Annotated in this window: 20 protein-coding genes; 9 read left to right on the top strand and 11 right to left on the bottom strand. The window is 67.8% G+C overall.

Annotation, left to right across the window (positions count from 1 at the left end; all coding sequences use genetic code 11):
• Positions 1–113: 113 nt before the first annotated feature.
• A complete protein-coding gene (locus tag C8C95_RS09700) occupies positions 114–1,349 on the top strand; it encodes a hypothetical protein (RefSeq protein ID WP_243415666.1) in 1,236 nt (411 codons plus the stop codon).
• A 105-nt stretch (positions 1,350–1,454) separates the two neighbouring features.
• On the top strand, positions 1,455–1,754 hold the full coding sequence (locus C8C95_RS09695) for a hypothetical protein (protein WP_116748447.1): 300 nt from the start codon (positions 1,455–1,457) through the stop codon (positions 1,752–1,754).
• 63 nt (positions 1,755–1,817) lie between these two features.
• Here C8C95_RS09695 and C8C95_RS09690 read toward each other — a convergent pair whose 3' ends face one another.
• The gene (locus C8C95_RS09690; protein WP_116748446.1) at positions 1,818–2,507 is read right to left on the bottom strand and encodes an HAD family phosphatase; all 690 of its coding nucleotides are present in this window, start codon (positions 2,505–2,507) and stop codon (positions 1,818–1,820) included.
• A 49-nt stretch (positions 2,508–2,556) separates the two neighbouring features.
• Between C8C95_RS09690 and C8C95_RS09685 the strand changes: the two genes are divergently transcribed.
• The gene (locus tag C8C95_RS09685) at positions 2,557–3,636 is read left to right on the top strand and encodes an ankyrin repeat domain-containing protein (RefSeq protein ID WP_165836526.1); all 1,080 of its coding nucleotides are present in this window, start codon (positions 2,557–2,559) and stop codon (positions 3,634–3,636) included.
• Positions 3,637–3,651: 15 nt separating this feature from the next.
• Here C8C95_RS09685 and C8C95_RS09680 read toward each other — a convergent pair whose 3' ends face one another.
• The 3 genes from C8C95_RS09680 to C8C95_RS09670 all read right to left on the bottom strand — a co-directional run bounded on the left by C8C95_RS09680 (position 3,652) and on the right by C8C95_RS09670 (position 7,217).
• A complete protein-coding gene (locus C8C95_RS09680; protein WP_116748444.1) occupies positions 3,652–5,520 on the bottom strand; it encodes a B12-binding domain-containing radical SAM protein in 1,869 nt (622 codons plus the stop codon).
• Between the two features lie 344 nt (positions 5,521–5,864).
• Positions 5,865–6,392, bottom strand: a complete 528-nt coding sequence (locus C8C95_RS09675; protein WP_116748443.1) for a gamma carbonic anhydrase family protein — start codon at positions 6,390–6,392, stop codon at positions 5,865–5,867.
• An 87-nt stretch (positions 6,393–6,479) separates the two neighbouring features.
• Entirely contained in the window at positions 6,480–7,217 is a 738-nt protein-coding gene (locus C8C95_RS09670) for a TetR/AcrR family transcriptional regulator (RefSeq protein WP_116748442.1), read from the bottom strand.
• Positions 7,218–7,369: 152 nt separating this feature from the next.
• Between C8C95_RS09670 and C8C95_RS09665 the strand changes: the two genes are divergently transcribed.
• The gene (locus tag C8C95_RS09665) at positions 7,370–8,479 is read left to right on the top strand and encodes an MBL fold metallo-hydrolase (RefSeq protein WP_116748441.1); all 1,110 of its coding nucleotides are present in this window, start codon (positions 7,370–7,372) and stop codon (positions 8,477–8,479) included.
• 16 nt (positions 8,480–8,495) lie between these two features.
• Here the strand turns inward: C8C95_RS09665 and C8C95_RS09660 are convergent, their stop codons facing one another.
• Entirely contained in the window at positions 8,496–9,947 is a 1,452-nt protein-coding gene (locus tag C8C95_RS09660; RefSeq protein WP_116748440.1) for a PLP-dependent aminotransferase family protein, read from the bottom strand.
• Between the two features lie 97 nt (positions 9,948–10,044).
• On the opposite strand from C8C95_RS09660, the gene C8C95_RS09655 reads away from it, so the two are divergent.
• Together C8C95_RS09655 and C8C95_RS09650 are read left to right on the top strand one after the other, a co-directional pair.
• Positions 10,045–10,524, top strand: coding sequence for an OsmC family protein (locus C8C95_RS09655; RefSeq protein ID WP_116748439.1), 480 nt, complete (start codon positions 10,045–10,047; stop codon positions 10,522–10,524).
• Position 10,525: 1 nt separating this feature from the next.
• A complete protein-coding gene (locus tag C8C95_RS09650) occupies positions 10,526–11,161 on the top strand; it encodes an FMN-binding negative transcriptional regulator (protein WP_116748438.1) in 636 nt (211 codons plus the stop codon).
• A 112-nt stretch (positions 11,162–11,273) separates the two neighbouring features.
• Here the strand turns inward: C8C95_RS09650 and C8C95_RS09645 are convergent, their stop codons facing one another.
• The 3 genes from C8C95_RS09645 to C8C95_RS09640 form a co-directional block, all read right to left on the bottom strand.
• Positions 11,274–12,677: a homoserine dehydrogenase gene (locus C8C95_RS09645; RefSeq protein ID WP_108498468.1), complete on the bottom strand. Its 1,404-nt coding sequence runs from the start codon at positions 12,675–12,677 to the stop codon at positions 11,274–11,276.
• A 122-nt stretch (positions 12,678–12,799) separates the two neighbouring features.
• A complete protein-coding gene (locus C8C95_RS23680) occupies positions 12,800–12,949 on the bottom strand; it encodes a hypothetical protein (protein WP_156358827.1) in 150 nt (49 codons plus the stop codon).
• A 121-nt stretch (positions 12,950–13,070) separates the two neighbouring features.
• Positions 13,071–13,316: a 4Fe-4S binding protein gene (locus C8C95_RS09640; protein WP_116748437.1), complete on the bottom strand. Its 246-nt coding sequence runs from the start codon at positions 13,314–13,316 to the stop codon at positions 13,071–13,073.
• Between the two features lie 69 nt (positions 13,317–13,385).
• Between C8C95_RS09640 and C8C95_RS09635 the strand changes: the two genes are divergently transcribed.
• Positions 13,386–13,688, top strand: a complete 303-nt coding sequence (locus tag C8C95_RS09635) for an acylphosphatase (protein ID WP_116748436.1) — start codon at positions 13,386–13,388, stop codon at positions 13,686–13,688.
• Here the strand turns inward: C8C95_RS09635 and C8C95_RS09630 are convergent.
• The 3 genes from C8C95_RS09630 to C8C95_RS09620 form a co-directional block, all read right to left on the bottom strand.
• The gene (locus C8C95_RS09630; protein ID WP_243415665.1) at positions 13,666–14,478 is read right to left on the bottom strand and encodes a DUF72 domain-containing protein; all 813 of its coding nucleotides are present in this window, start codon (positions 14,476–14,478) and stop codon (positions 13,666–13,668) included. The two genes, C8C95_RS09635 and C8C95_RS09630, sit on opposite strands and share 23 nt — an antisense overlap.
• A 61-nt stretch (positions 14,479–14,539) precedes the next feature.
• Positions 14,540–15,868, bottom strand: a complete 1,329-nt coding sequence (locus C8C95_RS09625; protein ID WP_116748434.1) for a HAMP domain-containing sensor histidine kinase — start codon at positions 15,866–15,868, stop codon at positions 14,540–14,542.
• Entirely contained in the window at positions 15,865–16,623 is a 759-nt protein-coding gene (locus C8C95_RS09620) for a response regulator (protein ID WP_116750215.1), read from the bottom strand. The genes C8C95_RS09625 and C8C95_RS09620 overlap by 4 nt, the downstream gene beginning before the upstream one ends.
• Positions 16,624–16,802: 179 nt before the next feature.
• Here C8C95_RS09620 and C8C95_RS09615 point away from each other — a divergent pair, with 179 nt between their 5' ends.
• Together C8C95_RS09615 and C8C95_RS09610 are read left to right on the top strand one after the other, a co-directional pair.
• The gene (locus C8C95_RS09615; RefSeq protein ID WP_116748433.1) at positions 16,803–17,315 is read left to right on the top strand and encodes a DUF2147 domain-containing protein; all 513 of its coding nucleotides are present in this window, start codon (positions 16,803–16,805) and stop codon (positions 17,313–17,315) included.
• On the top strand, positions 17,312–18,034 hold the full coding sequence (locus C8C95_RS09610; RefSeq protein WP_116748432.1) for a cytochrome c biogenesis CcdA family protein: 723 nt from the start codon (positions 17,312–17,314) through the stop codon (positions 18,032–18,034). The genes C8C95_RS09615 and C8C95_RS09610 overlap by 4 nt, the downstream gene beginning before the upstream one ends.
• The last annotated feature ends 8 nt before the right edge of the window (positions 18,035–18,042 follow it).

Genomic DNA, 18,042 nt, shown 5'->3' with positions numbered 1-18,042 from the left:
GGCTGGGCTGGGCGGTACTGGTGATCTGCCTGGTGGCCGGCGGGGGCGCCAGGGCGCAAACCAGAACGTCGCCAGCGGGGGCGCAGGCAGACAAAACCCAGGAGCGCCAGCGCTTGCTCGCGCAGCAAGTGCTGCCCACCGACCCGGGGCGGTTTGCCTGGGGGCGCGCGGCCGAGGCCGTAGGCCAGGAGGCGGATGCGATTTATCTGCGGCTGGCCCTGGCGGACGATTGGTTGCGGGCGCTGGAAGGTGCGCCGGCGCCCGCTGCGAGCAGCATCGAAGCCGCCATCGCCCATGGCCGGGAGCTGGACCCCTATTTTCTGGAGCGCCGCGCCCAGGCCATGTGGACCACCCTACTGAAGGCGCAGCAGTTGCGGGCTGAGTGGGATCGTGATGGCCCCGAGGTGCCCCGCCCGCCCGAGTTGGACGCGCTGGGGGCCGAGCTGGTGCGGGAGGGGCCGGGCCTGTGGGTGCGGCGGGCGCAGGACGGTGGGCTTCGGGGGCTGTACCTGTGGGTGGGCGTGCGCAACATGCTGGCTGAGCCCCTGCCCCTGCCGGAGTTCGCGCTGCAGCTGGGCCGCCCTGGCATGCAGCCAGCGGCGCCGCGGATGCAATGCGCGCTGCCCCGCTACACCACGCGGCAGCTGGTGCCGCCGCAAACCACCCAGCAGTACCTGTGCAGTGCGGTCGAGGGCGGCTACGGGCTGCCACCCGCTGGCGTCAGCTGGCTGGCGCAGATGGGGCACTGGTTCAGCCAGGGTGCGGCGCTGCAGACCGTTATTCCCCAGCACGACCAAGCCCTGTCGCGCACCGCCCGCATCCTTGTGCAGGTGGACAACCCGGCGGTGGACAATTTCCTGCGCGGCGCCCGTGAATCCTCCGAGAAGCGTGAACAGCTGCAAAAAGAACGGGCCCAGGCGGAGGCTGCAGCGGCCAAGAAGGCCCGTGAAGCCAAGCCAGCGCGCCGCTCTGGCGAGTCGCTGCCGCTCTGGCTCAAGCGCCTGGCCTTTTTGGGTGGCGTGGCGGGTGCATTGGTTCTTTATGGTCTGCTCGCGCACCACTTCAGCGTGGCGGTGGCGTCCGGGGTGCTGTGGTTGGGCCTGGCCATTCCGAGCGCGATGTTCTTGCGGTCGATCTGGGCCATGGGCGGGACGGATGGCTGGGGCAAGCTCGCAGCGATCATCATGTCCGGGGCCGCCATCGTGGCGCCTTTTGTTGGCACGCTCGCTGCGTACACGGTCTACAAGCTGGTGGTGAGCGAGCGGGCGCGCCGCAAGGCGATCCTTTTCTTGCTCGGCGTGGTCGTATTCCTCCTGCTCCATGCGCTGGAGCGTTGGCTGTTCTGGTGACAGCAGGCTCTGCGCGCCCGCAGATGCGCAGGGCCTGGGCCTACAACGCGGGGCGGCCAGCGGCGCTAGGGTGAAGGGACTCCACGTCGCATACCAAGGCCCCACATGAAAACGACCCCCACAGCCCCCCGCAAGGAAGAGGAGATCATCCCCTCCGCTCCTGTGCCCGCCCGCACCGAGCGGCGCGTGAACACCACCCAGCCCCAGCCGCACCCCGGCAGCGGACCCCAAGACCTGAGCGGGCCCGAACCCCTCCTGCCGCACGAGCGCGACGAGGCGGTCAACATGACCGACGGCGAACCCGACGCCAAGATGGAGCAGGCCTACCGTGATGTGAAACGTGGACTGCAGGACACCGACCGGGGGCCACCGGCCGACAAGGCGTACCAAAAGCAGAAACGGTAATGCTGCAAATTTGATAGTTATTTCCGCCGATGGATAAGCGCTAGAGGCCAATTTTCATCAGTTTTACGGCACCCGCGCCGCCCTGAACCAGCGCGGCAGGTGGTCATGGGCATGCACCAGCGATCCGAGCACGCCGTGGCTGCGCTCAACCACCTCGATGCCCGGCACTCTGAGGTCCGGCACGATCACTACCGCGACCCCTGCGGCTTGCGCCGCGCGTGCGCCGTTCTCGCTGTCTTCAAACGCCAGGCACTTTGCGAGGTCCACGCCCAGGCGCACAGCTGCCAGCTGGTACAGGGCGGGGTCGGGTTTGCCGCGCGGTACCTCGTTGCCGCCAGCCCAGGCGTGAAAGTGCTGCAGCACGCCCACCCTGCCCAGGCGGTGCTCAATCTCGTCGCGCCGCGACGATGAGGCCACCGCGCAGGGCACGCCTGCTTGCCCCAAGGCGTGCAGCAGCGAGGCGGCGCCGGGTTTGAGGGGAAACAGGGGCTCTGGCCCCGCGTCCCACAGGCGCGCAGCCACATCGGATTGCACCTGTTCGAACATCTGCGGACCACCCAGCAAAGCCGTGAGCATGGTGTCGGAGTCGGTGGACGCGCGCCCCACCACCTGCAGGTAGTCGGCCTCTGCCAGTGCAATGCCCCGCGCCCGTGCGGCGTCCAGCCAGGCGCGCAGGGTCACGCGCTCGGAGTCGACCAGCAGTCCGTCCATGTCGAAGATGGCGGCGGTGAAGGGCGGGCGAGGTGTCTGCATCGAAATATGATGCCTGCAAAAACCAATGCTTCAGTCCATCCGAGGGAACATGGAAACCACGACGCGATTCACGCTGGTCTGCAAGAACGATACCGATGCCGATGCACTGCATGCGGTTTTCAGCACTCCCGGTGGTGCCGGGCTTGCAGCGGCGGTCAGGGCCTTCTTCGCGGCCCGCAAGCTCACCATCCACCCCACGGACCACCTGGGCTTTGACAGCTACGAGCGTTCGGGCCTGGTGATCGACGCGGCATTCACCTCGGGCTCTGCCGATGTTGGTGATTTCATCAAGCCCTTGTCCAAGGTCTGCCATGCGCTGCATGCCGAACTGGTCGATGATGAGGTCGCCCGAAAGCTTGAATACGGCTTCATCGACGGCAAGAAAAAGCCGCCCGTAGATGTCGTGGCCTTGATGAAGACCCTGGCCCCGACCGCCCAGCTCGGCCGTGTGGGAAAGAGCATCGAGGCTGCCGAGCGCGAGCAGAACGACCCGACCTATGCCTTCATCCGCGCCATCGGGTTCTCCAAGAACCAGGCCACCGTGCAGGCCTTGCTGGAGAAGGGGGCCGACCCCAACAGCACATTCTCTTCCGGCTACTCCTGCCTGAACAAGGCCATCACCGACAAGCGCGTGAAGGTCGTGCAGCTCATGCTGGAGCATGGCGCTGACCCCAACCTGCCGCACAAGGGCTATCCCAACCTGTACGAGGCCTGTCGGTTCTCTGCACCCAAGATCGTGGACCTGCTGCTGCAGCACGGTGCCGACCCCGATGGGCGCGCTCAGGGCGCATCGGAAACGAGCTACCCCATCGAGATCGCCATCTACTACCACCAAGCCAAGATCGTGCAGTCGCTGCTGGACAAGGGCGCCACAACCCGCGGCCTGCCCAAGCTGGCCAATTTGCTGGAGCTCACGGCCCGCTCGTTCGACGCCATGTGTGGGAACCTGGACGGCAAGCTCGCTATCCTGAAACTGCTGGTGCGCGACCCGGCGTGGAAGGCCGAGCTCGTGCAACGCCGTGACCGGCTGACCGAAATGCTCCAGCAGTCGTTCGCTGCCTACAAGTATCAGACGCCCAAGGACCGCAAGGACTTCGACGACATCCTGGCTTTCATGGCGGCTGCTTGAAGAAATACTGCTGGCTCAGCCGCGCTGCTGCAGCGCCCGCTCGATCCGGTCGCGCCGCACCGTCGTCTTGGGCACCTTGAACGGGAACCACGTGCGCACGTCTTCTTCCAGACCGATGCCGTGCATGTAGTTGTAGATGGCCTTCTTGAGCGCGCCACCCAGCGCGTCGTGGTCAACGCCCGTGGGGTCGATGAAGGCCACGTCGTTCTTGGCGAAGTCGCCGGGCGGCAGGGGCGCTAGCGTGACGCCGTATTCCTCGGGGTTTTTGCCGACGGGCGAGTGCACGGTGCAGGCAAAGCGGTGGAAGAACCCGCTCTGGATGCAGCCGTTGGCGAACAGCTGGCGCACGTATTCGAGCGCGTCCACCGTATCCTGCACGGTCTGGGTCGGAAAGCCGTACATCAGGTAAGCATGCACCAGGATGCCCGCGTCGGTGAAGGCCCGGGTCACGCGCGCCACCTGGTCCACCGACACGCCTTTTTTCATCAGCTGCAGCAGCCTGTCCGATGCAACCTCCAGCCCGCCCGAGATCGCAATGCAGCCGCTGTCGGCCAGCAGCTCGGCCAGGTCGGGGGTGAAGGTTTTTTCAAACCGCACATTGCCCCACCAGCTGATGCCTGCGTTGCGCGCGATCAGTTCGGTAGCCAGCGCCTTGAGTGCCTTGGGCGGTGCGGCCTCGTCCACAAAGTGAAAGCCGGTCTGCCCCGTCTCGTGCACGATCTGCTCGATGCGGTCGGCCAGCACGGCGGCGCTGGCGCCTTCGTAGCGGCTGATGTAGTCCAGGCTCACGTCGCAGAAGCTGCACTTTTTCCAGTAGCAGCCATGCGCCACGGTGAGCTTGTTCCAGCGCCCGTCGCTCCACAGACGGTGCATGGGGTTGAGCATGTCCAGGAGCGACAGATACCGGTCCAGCGGCAGGCCGTCCCAGGTGGGTGTGCCCACCTCGGCAAAGGCGATGTCGGCTTCCATCATGTTGATGTACTGCACCGCGCCATCCTCACCGCGCACGAAGGTGCGCACCAAGCGCTGGCGGCCGCGCTCGCCGCGCAGGTGTTCCAGCAGCGCCAGCAATGGGCGTTCACCCGCGTCCAGCGTTACGTAGTCAAAAAAGTCGAACACGCGCGGGTCGGCCAGCTCGCGCAGTTCGGTGTTCACAAAGCCGCCGCCCAGCACGGTGGCGATGTGCGGGTGGCGTGCCTTGATGGTCTGGGCAATGCGAAAGGCTGCATACACCGAGCCGGGGAACGGCACCGACAGCAGAACCACGCTGGGCTGGTGCTTGGCAATCGCCTCGTGCGTGAGCTGCTCCAGCAGCGCGTCCACCAGCGTGGGTGTTGCCGCCAGCGCGTTGGCCAGTGGGTCAAATGTGGGCTGGCTGCCCGCCAGCGATTCGGCATAGCGCACAAACTCAAAGCGCTCGTCCACCGCGTCGCGCAGCACATCGGCCAGGTCGTTCAGGTACAGCGTGGCCAGGTGCTTGGCCTTGTCCGTCAGGCCGAGCGCGCCAAAGGCCCAGCCCAGCGGGTCGCCGCCTTCGTCGTCCACATAGACGTCGAGCGTGGCAAAACGCGGGCCCTCGGGCAGGTAGTTGCGGCCCACGATGCGGTGGGCCAGCGTGCTGTCGCGGCCTTGCAAGAAGGCAATGGCCGGGCCGATGGTGGCGAGGTAGCGGTCCTTTTGCGCCGCAAAACTTTGCACGGCGGGGCTCTGCTTTTTGGCGGGCAGCGCATCCACCTGGGCGGCCACCGCGCGCAGCCCTTCGGGCGAGAGCAGGCGCAGCACCAGCGCCAATGCCAGGTCTTCCTGTAACGCCGTCACCCCCCGCGAACGCAGAAAGCCCGTGAGGTAGGCGGTGGAGGGGTATGGCGTGTTCAGCTGCGTCATCGGGGGGATGACGGAGAGGACGCGCTGGGCGGGTGAGGCGGGGGCGACGGCAGACATGGTGGAAACAGGCAATGGGGCGATGCGGTGCCGCCGCAGGGGTCGTGGAACCCTCGATTATCCCGGCCCGGCTTTATCCCTGGTGGGCGGGGGGCGCCGGGGGCACCGCAGCCGCGTGGGGTGTGCCGCTAGGGATTTCCTGCATCACCCTCGCGAGTCGGTGGTAGTGCGGATCAGGACAGGCCGCAAGGCGTCTTTTTGCAGCCAATAGCGGGCTATTGGCAAGAAAAGCAATGCAGCGGACTGCCTGAGACCGCGCTATCACAGACCGCAGGGAGTGATGCAGGTCATCCCTGGTAGTTGTTCTTCACCCGCACATAGTGCTCGGCCGAATACTTGAGGTACGCAATCTCTGCATCCGTGAGCGCGCGCTGGCGCACCGCAGGGCGGCCGATGTAGAGGTACCCGCTCTCCAGCACCTTGCCGGGCGAGACCAGGCTGCCTGCGCCCAGCATCACGCGGTCTTCGATGATGGCGTCATCCATCACGATGGAGCCCATGCCGATGAGGCATTCGTTGCCGATGCGGCAGCCGTGCAGGATCACCGAGTGGCCCACCGTGACGTAGTCGCCGATGACCAGCGGCGAGCCTTCGGGCTTGCTGGCGTTGCGGTGCGACACATGGCTCATGGTCAGGTCCTGCACGTTGCTGCACACGCCCACGGTGATGCGGTTCACATCGCCGCGCAGCACGGCGTTGCACCACACCGAGCTGTCGCGGCCCAGCGTGACGTCGCCGATGACCTGGGCAGAGTCGTGGATGAAAACGCCGGTGTCCAGGACCGGGGCGGTGTCGAGGTAGGGAGCGAGGGGCATCTTGGTGTCAGGCTGCGTGGAAAGAACGGGCGAGCGTAGTGCAAATCGCACCTCATGCCGGTTTGCTGGCCAGGGGGGTGGCGTGGGTCAGCGCGCTGGGGCGCGGCGAGGGGCAGGTTTCGCAGAGGTTGCAACAGGGGCTGCCGCTGCCTTGCCCGTGCTTCCAGCCGGGGCCTTTTTTACGGGGGCCTTGGCCTTCTGGGTGGGCGCGGCGTAGAACCCCAGAAACATGTCCACCGCATCCCCTACCACTTGCGCTTGCTGTGCGGCGCTCAAGGGCGGCTGGCCCATGGCCAGCTGGGGCCAGAACGCAAATGCCTTGACCATGCCCTGCAGTTGCTGCGCGGCGTAGGGCACATCCATGGTGGGGCGCAGGCGGCCATCCTGCTGGGCCGCGCGCAGCCAGCGCGGCAGGCCCTCTTCCTTGGCCGAGAGCTTGGCGGTGATGCCGCGCGCGCGCTCGGGGGTGTGCATCATGTCGGCCATGGCCACGCGGCTCAGGTCGATGAAGCTCGCGTCGTTGAGCAGGCGCATCTTTTGTGCCAGCAGCTCCAGCAGCTGGTCGCGCAGCGGGCGCGTGGGGGTGTAGGCCAGTTCGTCGGGTGACTGGCTGCGCTCCCACATCAGCAGCAGGATGGCCTCGAACAGCTCTTCCTTGCTGGGGAAGTGGTTGTAGACCGTGCGCTTGGACACATCCGCCGCTGCCGCCACGCGGTCCATGCTGGTGCCGTTGAAGCCGTGTTCGCGGAACTCGCCGATGGCGGCCTGCACGATGGCATCGCGCTTGCGGTCGGTCAGGCGAGGGGTGGGCTGGGGGGCGGTCATGCGCAAATTTTACACCGGGTAGTTTACTTTTATAAAAAGTGAACTACACTGTGCAGTGTAATTTCTATGTCGCAGATCCGGTGTCCTTCCCTTTCGCCCATCGCCGCCGTCTGCTCCCGGCATTTTGTGTCGCCCTCGTTGTACTGATCGCCATGGCCTACAGCCTCTTTTCCCGCGCCGCCCAGCCGGCGGCCGCTTATGAACAGTCGCCGCAGTTCGCGGGTGGCAAGTTTCGCAACGCGGCGCCGCGCCATGCGCTGGGCGCCCTCAAGACGCTGCAGGTGATGTGGCGCTTTGCCACCGGCAAGCCCGACGACTCGGTGCCGCGAGAGCCCGTGCCGGTGTATGCCGTGATGCGGTCGGATTTGCTGGCCGCGCCCGACCTGAGCCTGTGGCGCCTGGGGCACTCCACCCTGCTCTTCAAGATCAACAGCCAGTTCTGGCTGACCGACCCGGTGTTTTCCGAGCGCGCCTCGCCGTTCCAGTTCCTGGGCCCCAAGCGCTTTCACGCGCCGCCCATCACGATTGACGAGCTGCCGCCCATCACCTGCGTGATCCTGTCGCACGACCACTACGACCACCTGGACTACGCAGCCATCCAGAAGCTTGCGCCCAAGGTGGAGCACTTCGTCACACCGCTGGGCGTGGGCGACCGGCTCATCGCCTGGGGCGTGCCGGCGGCCAAGGTGCAGCAGTTTGACTGGTGGCAGGGCACCACCATCGGCGGGCTGCAGCTGGTGGCCACGCCTGCGCAGCATTTCTCGGGCCGGGGCCTGTCGGACGGCAACAGCACGCTGTGGGCCTCGTGGGTGCTGATCGCGGGTCAAGGCGCTGACCAAGTCCGCGTCTTCTTCAGTGGCGACACGGGCTACTTCGACGGCTTCAAGGCCATTGGCGAGCGGTTCGGCCCGTTCGATCTGACCCTGATCGAAACGGGCGCCTACAACGCCGACTGGCCCGACATCCACATGCACCCCGAGGAGAGCCTGCAGGCCCATCTGGACGTGAAGGGGCGCCATCTGTTCCCCATCCATAACGGCACGTTTGACCTGTCGTTGCACCCGTGGGTGGAGCCGTTCGAGCGCATCACCGCGCTCGCAGCGGCAGCGCAGGTGCCGCTGGTGGCGCCCATCATGGGCGAGCGGCTGGACATCCGCGCGCCCGCACTGTCCACGCACTGGTGGCGCAAGGTGGAGCCGCAAGCTGTGGTTCAGACGGAGGGCCTTGGCACGGCCCTGGCCCCTCAGCCCGGCGCGTGGTGAAGCGCCAGCGCCCGCATCACCGCTGACGCACGAGGCCGCCCACCACGCGGGCCGCCGCGCGGATCTCTGCATCATCAAACCCCGCATAGCCCAGCAGCCAGCCCCGGCGCTCCGACTGCATCGCATAGCGCGACAGCGGCGCCAGCATCACGCCCGCCGCCAGCGCCTGGCGGCTCAGGGTTTCGTCGTCGGTGCCGGGTGCCACCTCGTGCAGCAGGTGCATGCCGCGATCGCTGGCGGCCAGTTGCCAGGCGCCGTTGCGGGCCTCGGCCAGTGCGGCGCGCAGCGTGTGCTGCCGCTGCAGGTACAGCTCGCGCATCTGCCGCAGGTGGCGCAGCAGGTGGCCTTCGGCAATGAAGCGTGCCAGCACGGCCTGGGTGTCGCCCGGTGCATGCCGGTCGGTGATGGCGCGGGCCATGGCAAAGGCCTCCACCAGCGCGGGCGGCACCACCACAAAGCCCAGGCGCAGGCCGGGGTGCAGCGTCTTGCTGAAGGTGCCCACGTACAGCACGCGCTCCGAGCCCGGCAGGCTGCACAGCGCGGGCACGCGCTGGGCCTTGCCATCGTTCTTGCCGTACTGGAACTCGCCGTCGTAGTCGTCCTCGACCACCCAGGCGTCGTGCGTGCGCGCCCACTGCAGCAGCGCCTGCCGCCGCGCCAGGCCCATGCACACGCCGGTGGGGAACTGGTGCGTGGGTGTGACGACGGCCATGCGCGCGTTCGGCCATTGCGCCGCAGCGGTGTCGATGCGCAGGCCGTCTCCATCCATGTCCACCGGCCGCGCCAGCGCGCCGTGGCCCAGCAGGCTGGCGCGGATGCCGGGGTAGCCGGGGTCTTCCACCAGCACCTCGTCGCCCACGTCCAGCAGCAGCCGCGCAATCAGGTCAATGCCCTGCTGAGACCCCGAGCACACCACCACCTGCGCCGCATCGCAGCGGATGCCGCGCGAAGCCCATAGCCATTGCGCCACGGCCTGGCGCAGGTCGGGGTCGCCAGCCGGGTCCAGGTATTGCGCGCGGTTACTGCGCTGGCCTGAACTGGCCTGGCGTGTCAGGCGGTCCCACAGCGCAAACGGAAAGGTGGCGACCTCGGGCGCGCCAATGCGAAACGCCTTGGCCGCCGCCAGGGGCGGGCGCCAGCGCGCCGCCGTGTCGGCTATCAGCTGCCCCCGGCGCGACAGGCCCCGGGGCGGCGCCACCAGGCCTTGCGGGGCAGGCAATGTGGCGGACACGGCCTGCGACACATAGGTGCCGTCGCCCACGCGGGCTTCCACATAACCCTCGGCCTGCAGGCGCTGCACGGCCCACAGCACGGTGTTGCGCGACACGCCCAGGCTGGCCGCATGCTCGCGCGAGGGTGGCAGGCGGGTGCCTGCGCGCAGGCTGCCCTGCTCGATGGCGCGGCGCAGTTGCGCATACACCTGCTGGCGCAGGGTGGCTGTGGTTCGATTGGTTCCGGGGCTGGGCACAAATTGGCCCTTTCAATGGGGTGACGCACTCATAAACTGAAGAACCATTGTAGAAACCCGGGCCCCCTAACGGGTCCGATCCTCTTGAAAGCACCCCATGGCCGAGCACACCGCCACCATCACCTGGTCCCGTGGCACCGACGACTTTCTGGACAAGCGCTACCACCGTGCCCACACCTGGCAGTTTGACGGCGGCGCCACCGTGGCCGCGTCGTCGTCGCCCCATGTGGTGCCGCTGCCGTACTCCGACGCGGCCGCGGTGGACCCGGAAGAAGCCTATGTCGCCGCGCTGTCGAGCTGCCACATGCTGTGGTTCATGGACTTCGCCAGTCGTGCGGGCTATCGGCTCAACCACTATGCCGACGCGGCCGTGGGCACCATGGCCAAGAACGCCGAGGGCCAGCTGGTGGTCACCCATGTGCAGCTGAGGCCCGTCACGCGCTTTGACGCGGCGCACGCGCCCAGCGCTGCCCAGCTGGAAGACCTGCACCACCGCGCCCACACATCGTGTTTTCTGGCCAACTCGGTCAAGACGCAGATCGACTGCGCCCCGGTGCTTGAAGTGGAAGGGGGCTGACATGGCCAACCCCAACCGGCAGTTTCAGGTGGCCGATGCCGCTGCACAGCAAGCCCTGGTACGTGCCCAGCCTTTGGCCACGCTGGTCATTGCGCACGAAGCCGCGTTGCACGTCAATCACATCCCGCTGTACCTGGACCCAGCGCGCGGCCCGCAGGGCACGCTCATCGGCCATGTGGCGCGCGCCAATGCGCTGTGGCCGCTGTTGCCCCAGCAGGCGGTTGCGGTGTTCCACGGCCCGCAGGCCTATGTGTCGCCCTCGTGGTATCCGTCGAAGGCCCTGGACGGCAAGCAGGTGCCCACCTGGAACTACGCCACCGTGCACGCCCACGGCGCACTGAGCGCGTTTGACGACCCCGCGCGTCTGCGCGGCATCCTGCACACCCTGAGCGAGCAGCACGAGGCCCACCGCGCCGACCCCTGGCGCATCGACGACGCGCCGCCCGACTACATCGACAAGCTGCTGCGCGCCATCGTGGGCATCGAGCTGGCGGTGGAGCGCTGGGAGGGCATCTGGAAGGTGAGCCAGAACCGCACCGACACCGATCGCGCCGGTGTGGTGCAGGGCCTGATGGCGGAGGGCACCAGCGCGGCCGAGGACATGGCGGCGCTGGTGCTGGGCCGGTTGATGGCGTGATGGCTGCGACCGGAAGGGGCTATCAAAATTGATAGCATCTAAGGCATGATGCACTAGCGCTACCGCCAGTTTTGGCGCCAAAAACTCGTGCTAAAGCGTTTTCAGGCGCCCTTCACCCTTCCAGCGTCTCCACCCGCAGCGTGACCACCGGCCCCGCCACTGCAGGGTGCGCCGCCAGTGCAAACACGGCCAGGTCCACGGTGGACTGCGCCACGGCGTCGGTCAGCACCAGCACCTGGGGGCCGCTGCCGGGGGGCAAGGCCTTGTCATGCGCCAGTGCCACCTGCAGCACCGGCACGTGCTGCGCAGCCAGCCAGGCGCCCACGGCCTCGATCTGCTGGGCGCTGTGCACCGGCACGCGCAGATAGTGGCGGGTGTGGACGGCCGCGCGGGGCAGTACCGCCAGTTGCTCGTCCACGGCCTGGGGGTGGAAGCCCAGGTGTGGCACGCGCTGCGCCGCGTGGGTGCCATCGAGCCGCGCCACATCCACCAGGTCGGCAATCACGGCCGATGCGGTCTGCTCCGACCCCGCGCCCGCGCCGTAGTACATCGTCACGCCCGACGCATCGCCCTTGACCATCACGGCGTTCATCGACCCGTTCACATGCGCCAGCAAATGGGTGGCGGGCACCAGCGCGGGCTGCACGCGCAACTCCACCCCCTCCACATTGCCTTCCGAGTCACCCTCCTTGCGCCGCTTGGCCACGCCCAGCAGCTTGATGCGAAAGCCCAGTTGCTCGGCACAGGCCACGTCCAGGCCCTGCAACGCGGTGATGCCTTCCACCTGCGCATCGGCAAACCGCACCGGCATGCCAAACGCATTGGCCGCCAGCAGCGAGATCTTGTGCGCCGCGTCCAGGCCCTCGATGTCAAACGTCGGATCGGCTTCGGCGTAGCCCAGCGCCTGGGCCTGCGCCAGCGCTTCGGCAAAGCCCACACCCTCGTCGCGCATCTTGCTCAGGATGAAGTTGGTGGTGCCGTTGATGATGCCCGCCACCCACTCGATGCGATTGGCCGTGAGGCCCTCGCGCAGCGCCTTCACGATGGGGATGCTCACCGCCACCGCGCCTTCGTAGGCCACGGCCACGCCGTGCTGGCGCGCGGCGGCAAAGATCTCGTTGCCATGCTCGGCCAGCAGCGCCTTGTTGGCCGTGACCACATGTTTGCCCGCACGGATGGCGGCCAGCACCCAGTCGCGTGCGGGGCCGGTGCCGCCAGCGGCCTCCACCAGCACATCCACGTCGGGGTGGGTGGCGACCTGCATGGGGTCGTTGGTCAGCGCCACGTCCTTGCCCACCACGCTCATGGCGCGGGCCAGGCTGCGGGCGCAGACCACCACCAGCTTGATGCCGCGGCCCGCACGGCCCGCAATCAGCGCCTGGTTGCGCGCCAGCACGCGGAAGGTGCCTGCGCCCACAGTGCCAATGCCAATCATGCCCACGCGCAGGGGGCGCATGGCCGTGGCGGACGACGGCAACAACGGGGCTTCGAGGGACTGGACGGGATCGCGGTACATGGACTTCTCCGGCTAACGAACAAACAAAAAAACCCAGCTGCCAGAGCTGGGTTTCGTGCATTCGTCTTGGGGGAGAAGAGAGCGATCACCAGGTGGCTGCCGAAACGGCCACCTGCGCGTGCTCAGGTGGCCGCGGTGGTAATGGTGGTAATCATTCGTGCACCCAGTGCCCGCTGTTCACCATTGGCCCGCGTGAGTGCGGGCGGCATCATGCCCATGCCTTGGAAGGCAGCGGCGCGTGCGGTGGTGATGGGGAGAGAGGTGAACGACATGAAGGGCGCAGTGTACCGGATGCAGGCCGGGGCCTGTCAACCCGCCTGTACGCGCCTATGCGCACCTGTGTGCGCCTGTGTGCGCCTGTGTGCGCCTGTGTGCGCCTGTGGCGCAACGGCCTCACCGGGCCTGGGTGGCCGCCACCCGCACCATGCGGATCGCATCGAATGGGCAGCGCACCGCACACAGCGCGCACCCGGTGCAGCCGGGCGCATCGTGCAGGGTGGAGCACTTGGGGCCCCAGGGCCCCGTACCCAACACCTGCAGCGACAGCACATGCGGCGGGCACACCGCAATGCACCAGCCGCAGCCGGTGCAGCGCTGGGGGTCGATGGTGGGCAGGGCCTTGGGGGTGGTGGTGGTCATGGGGTGCGGTGGTGCTGGCAGTGTGCCCCTGGAGCGGGCTCCCCACAAGGAGCGCGCTACAGTGCCCCCATGAACGCAGAACCCCACGCCACCATCACCCGCCATCTGTTGATCACCGGCCAGGTGCAGGGCGTGGGCTACCGTTGGTCCATGGCGCAGGCCGCCAATCGACTGGGCGTGACGGGCTGGGTGCGCAACCGCCAGGATGGCCGCGTGGAGGCCTGCGCCTGGGGCCCGGAACCCGCCGTGCTGGCGCTCATCGACTGGGCACACCAGGGGCCGGCACATGCGCGGGTGGACCGCGTGGTGGTAGGCAATGTGCCCGATGGCGGCGAGGCCCCGCAGGGCTTCACGCAGCGCGAGACGGTGTAGCGCCCAGCTGCCTGAGCAACTCCATCGCCCCCGCAGGCGCCCGCTCCTTGGCGCCGTTGATGAAGTACACGAACACATCGCGCGGCCGCTCGCCGCCGGTCCAGGTGCGAACGCCCTGTGCCCACTGCGCAATCGCATCGGCGGTGTAGCCCGTGGGCACATCGGCCTGGCTGCGCATCAGCCGCAGGTAGGCAAAGTCGGCCTCTGCATCCGCGATGGCCGGAAATTGGTCTGAGTCGGTGTACACAGGCACGCTGCCATACCGGCGCGCCAGCGCCACAAACGCTGGCGTCGCGAAACTCGGGTGGCGCACATCCAGCGCGTGGTGCAGCTGCAGGCCATCCACCTTCTGCGGCAGCAGGGCCAGAAAGGCCTCGAAGTCGCCCGGCTCAAACGCCTTGGTCGGCATGAACTGCCACACGATGGGCCCGAGCTTGTCCTTCAGTTCCGAGATGCCACTGTCGACAAACCGCGCGATCGAATCGCCCGCGTCCGCCAGCACGCGCCGGTGCGTGGCAAAGCGGTTGGCCTTGAGTGAGAACACAAAGCCTTCGGGCGTTTCATCGCGCCATTTGGCAAAGGTGGGTGGTTTGAAGGTGCTGTAGTAGGTGCCGTTGACCTCGATCGCCGTGAGCTGTCGGCTGGCGTATTGCAGCTCCCTGCTGTGCGCAAGCCCTGCGGGGTAAAAGTTGCCGCGCCAGGGCTCGAAGGTCCAGCCGCCGATGCCGACGCGGATGCGTGGGTTGCTGGCGCTGATCTCGCTCTGCGGGGTGCTGACAGGTGTGTCCACGGCGTTGCCCTTTTGAGAGTCCACGGAGCGGCCACTGTAGCAGCGGCGCTGGTGCGCATGCCTATGCCGGGAGCGCTTCTGGCAGCTCCACCCGCGCCTCCAGTCCCTGGGCGCCATCTGCACGCGGCCCCAGCACCAGCCGCCCGCCCAGGGCCTTGGCCAGCTCGCTGGCAATGGCCAGGCCCAGACCGGTGCCACCGGTGCCCCGGTTGCGCGAATCTTCCAGCCGCACATAGGGCTGCAGCACGGCGGCCAGGTCCGCCGGAGGGATGCCAGGCCCATGATCGATGACGCGCACCAGGCACTGGCCTGGCCTTTCTGCCTCCAGCGTCAGCTCGGCGGCGCCTGCAAACTTGAGCGCGTTGTCCACCAGATTGCACAGCAGGCGGCGCAGGGCCTGGGGGCGGGTGTCGCAGGTCACATCCACTGCCTGCAGCACTTGTACCGGCAGGCCGGCATCGGCGTAGTCGCGCGCAATGCTCTCCACCAGCGCGCGCAGGTCCACGCGCTGCGGGGGCTCGCGCACGGCCTGCGATGAGCGCGCGTAGGCAATGCCCTCTTCCACCAGAGACTGCATTTCGGCCAGGTCGGCGTGCAGCTTGTCGCGCAGCGTGGTGTCGTCCAGCAGATCCGCGCGCAGGCGCAGCCGGGTGATGGGTGTTTGCAGGTCGTGCGAGACGGCGGCCAGGATCTGCATGCGTTCCTGAAGATGCGCCTGGATGCGCTGCTGCATATGGTTGAAGGCAACGGCGGCGCGCACCACTTCGCGCGGGCCGTCTTCAGCCAGCGGCACGGTGGGGCGGTCGGCGCCCAGCGCATCGGCCGCATCGGCCGCATCGGCCAGCGTGCTCAGGGGCCGCGTGGCTGCACGCACGGCCCACGCGCACAGGCCCACCAGCAGCGCCAGCTGCAGTGCCAGCGCGCCCAGCACCCAGGGCGATATCTGCAGCCGGGGCTCGTCCATGTCCACGGCCAGGGGCGTACCGTCGGCCAGGCGCAGTTGCAGCCGCAGCTCGATGCCCGGCACATGGGGGTCGATCACCTGCACCGGGCGGTCAGCGGGCAGCGTAGACGCCACAGCGCTGCCAACGAGGCGGGCCAGCTGGGACGGGTCGGCAGGTGCGTCCAGGGGTTCGGCCAGTGCAAAGCGGTAGTTGCGGCGCGCCAGCCGGTCCACCCACTGTGCGCGCTCGGTGGCAGGCAGGCGTTCCAGCATGGCGACCGAGCTGGCCACGTCGCTGGCGAAATACGACACCATGGCCCGCCGCATGGTCATGCTGCGCTCGGTGAACGCCAGCACAAACGTCAGCGCATGCGCCAACGCCAGGCCCAGTGCCATCACCAGCAGAATGCGCCCGAACAAAGAGCGCGGCCACCAGCGCGACGTCATGGCGCAGCTCCTGCGACTGCTGCCGCAGTTTGCACATCGGCGCAGAACACATAGCCCTCGTTGCGCACGGTCTTGATGTAGCGCGAGCCCCGCGCGCCATCGCCCAGCCGCTGGCGCACACGGCTCACCAGCAGGTCGATGGAGCGGTCGAACACGTCGGCATCGCGCCCCTGTGTGAGCTGCAGCAGCTGGTCGCGTGTGAGGATGCGCTGCGGGTGGTCCAGCAGCACACGCAGCAGGCGGTATTCGGCGCCCGACAGCGCCACCACTGCGCCCGTGGCATCGAGCAGGTGGCGTGCGGTGGTGTCCAGCCGCCAGTCCCCAAACGTGAGGTGGCGCGCGGGCTCGGCCTTGGCCAGGTTGGGCGGCAGCATGCGCGTGCGCCGCAGCACCGCGTGGATGCGTGCCAGCAGCTCGCGCGCGGCGAAGGGTTTGGTCAGGTAGTCGTCCGCACCCAGCTCCAGGCCCAGGATGCGGTCCGCTTCGTCGCTGCGTGCGGTGAGCATGATGATGGGCAGCGGTGGGGCGCCCGGGCTGCGCAGCTCGCGGCACAGCGCGATGCCGTCGGTGCCTGGCAGCATCAGGTCCAGCACCAGCAGGTCTATGCGCTGCGTGGCCAGCACCTCGCGCATTTGCCGCCCGTCGGCGGCCACGCTCACCTGCAGGCCCTGGCGCTGCAGGTACTCGGCAGCCAGTTCGCGGATGCCGGCGTCGTCATCGACGATCAGGATGTGGTCGGGAGCGGGCGTCGTCATGGCGGCCATTGTCCGGGCTTTGATGGTGCAGCGGTATGGGCTGGGTGGGCAGATATGTATCTCAACTTGTCTGCCCGATGCATCGACAAGCGCGCATACCAAAAGCCCCTGGCCAGACAAATCGCCGATACCTGCGCTGGCTTCAATGAGGTCTTCCTGAACTTCACGAGGACCTTGCCATGAAACCATCCATCGCCGTGACCGCCCTGCTGACCCTGGGCCTGGCGCAGGCAGTCAGCGCCCAAGAGGCTGCGGCAGCGCCGCCAGCCGCTGTGGCACCAGCGCCGGGCACCGCTCACCCCAAAGCCCCCCTGGGTCGCTGGATCACCGAGAGCGGCAATCTGGAAGTGAACATCGCTCCTTGCAATCCCGCTGGCGGCAACGCCCTGTGTGGCAAGGTGGTGCGCGTGCTGGCCAACCGCTCCATGAGCGCGCCGGGCGCCGACATGGCGGCGGCCGACGCGCGGCCTGCGCTGGGTATGACCCTGCTGTCGGGCCTGCGCCCGGCGGAGGGCAGCAGCAGCGAGTACCAGGGCGAAATCTACAACCGCGAGAACGCCAAGACGTACCGCGTCAATCTGACGCCGGCCGAGCAGGAACAACTGCTGGTGCACGCGTACGTGGGCATTCCGCTGTTCGGCAAAACCCAGGTGTGGCGCCGTCCGGCGGCCGAGCAGGGGAGCGGGCAATGACCATGGCCACCACCTCGCCCTGGCTGGCCGTGGCCGCCGGCATGCTCACAGTGGGGGCGCCCTGCGTGTTGCCCATGCTGCCCGTGGTGCTGGGGGCCTCGGTGAGCGGCGCCGACTCAGCGCGGCGCACACGCCCCCTGTTCATTGCCCTGGGCTTTGCGCTGTCGTTCGCGGCCGTGGCACTGCTGTTCAGCAGCTTCACGCAGGTGCTGGGTGTGTCTCAGGAAGGCCTGCGCCGGTTTGCCGCCGTGATGCTGCTGGTGTTTGGCGTGCTCACGGTGTGGCCCCGGCCGTTCCAGTGGCTCAGCCAACATGCAGGCGGCGTGCTCAACCGCATGGCCAGCCTGGGGATGGGCAGCGGGGGTGGCAACTGGGGCGGACTGCTGCTGGGTCTGAGCCTGGGCGCGGTCTGGACACCCTGCGCCGGGCCGGTGCTCGCCTCCATCCTCACCCTCATCGCTACCGAGCCACCGGGGGTGGGCACCGCCGTACTGCTGCTGGCGTATTCCACCGGCGCAGCGCTGCCCATGCTGGTCATTGCCTATGGCGGCCAGGCCGCGGCCACCCATGTGCGCCGCATTGCACGCCACGCACACCGCGTGCAGCAGGTGTTTGGCGTGGTGGTCATTGCCATCGCGCTGGCCATGCTGTGGGAGGTGGATGGGCAGATCACCGTCTGGCTTACGCAGTTTTATCCCTCGGGCTGGGGCGGCCTGTAAGGGGCGAC

Source organism: Acidovorax sp. 99, from assembly GCF_003096455.1.
In the GTDB taxonomy this organism is placed as follows: Bacteria; Pseudomonadota; Gammaproteobacteria; order Burkholderiales; family Burkholderiaceae_C; genus Acidovorax; species Acidovorax delafieldii.
Note: the sequence above shows the minus strand (reverse complement) of the source record. Positions and strands in the feature narration are given on the sequence as shown.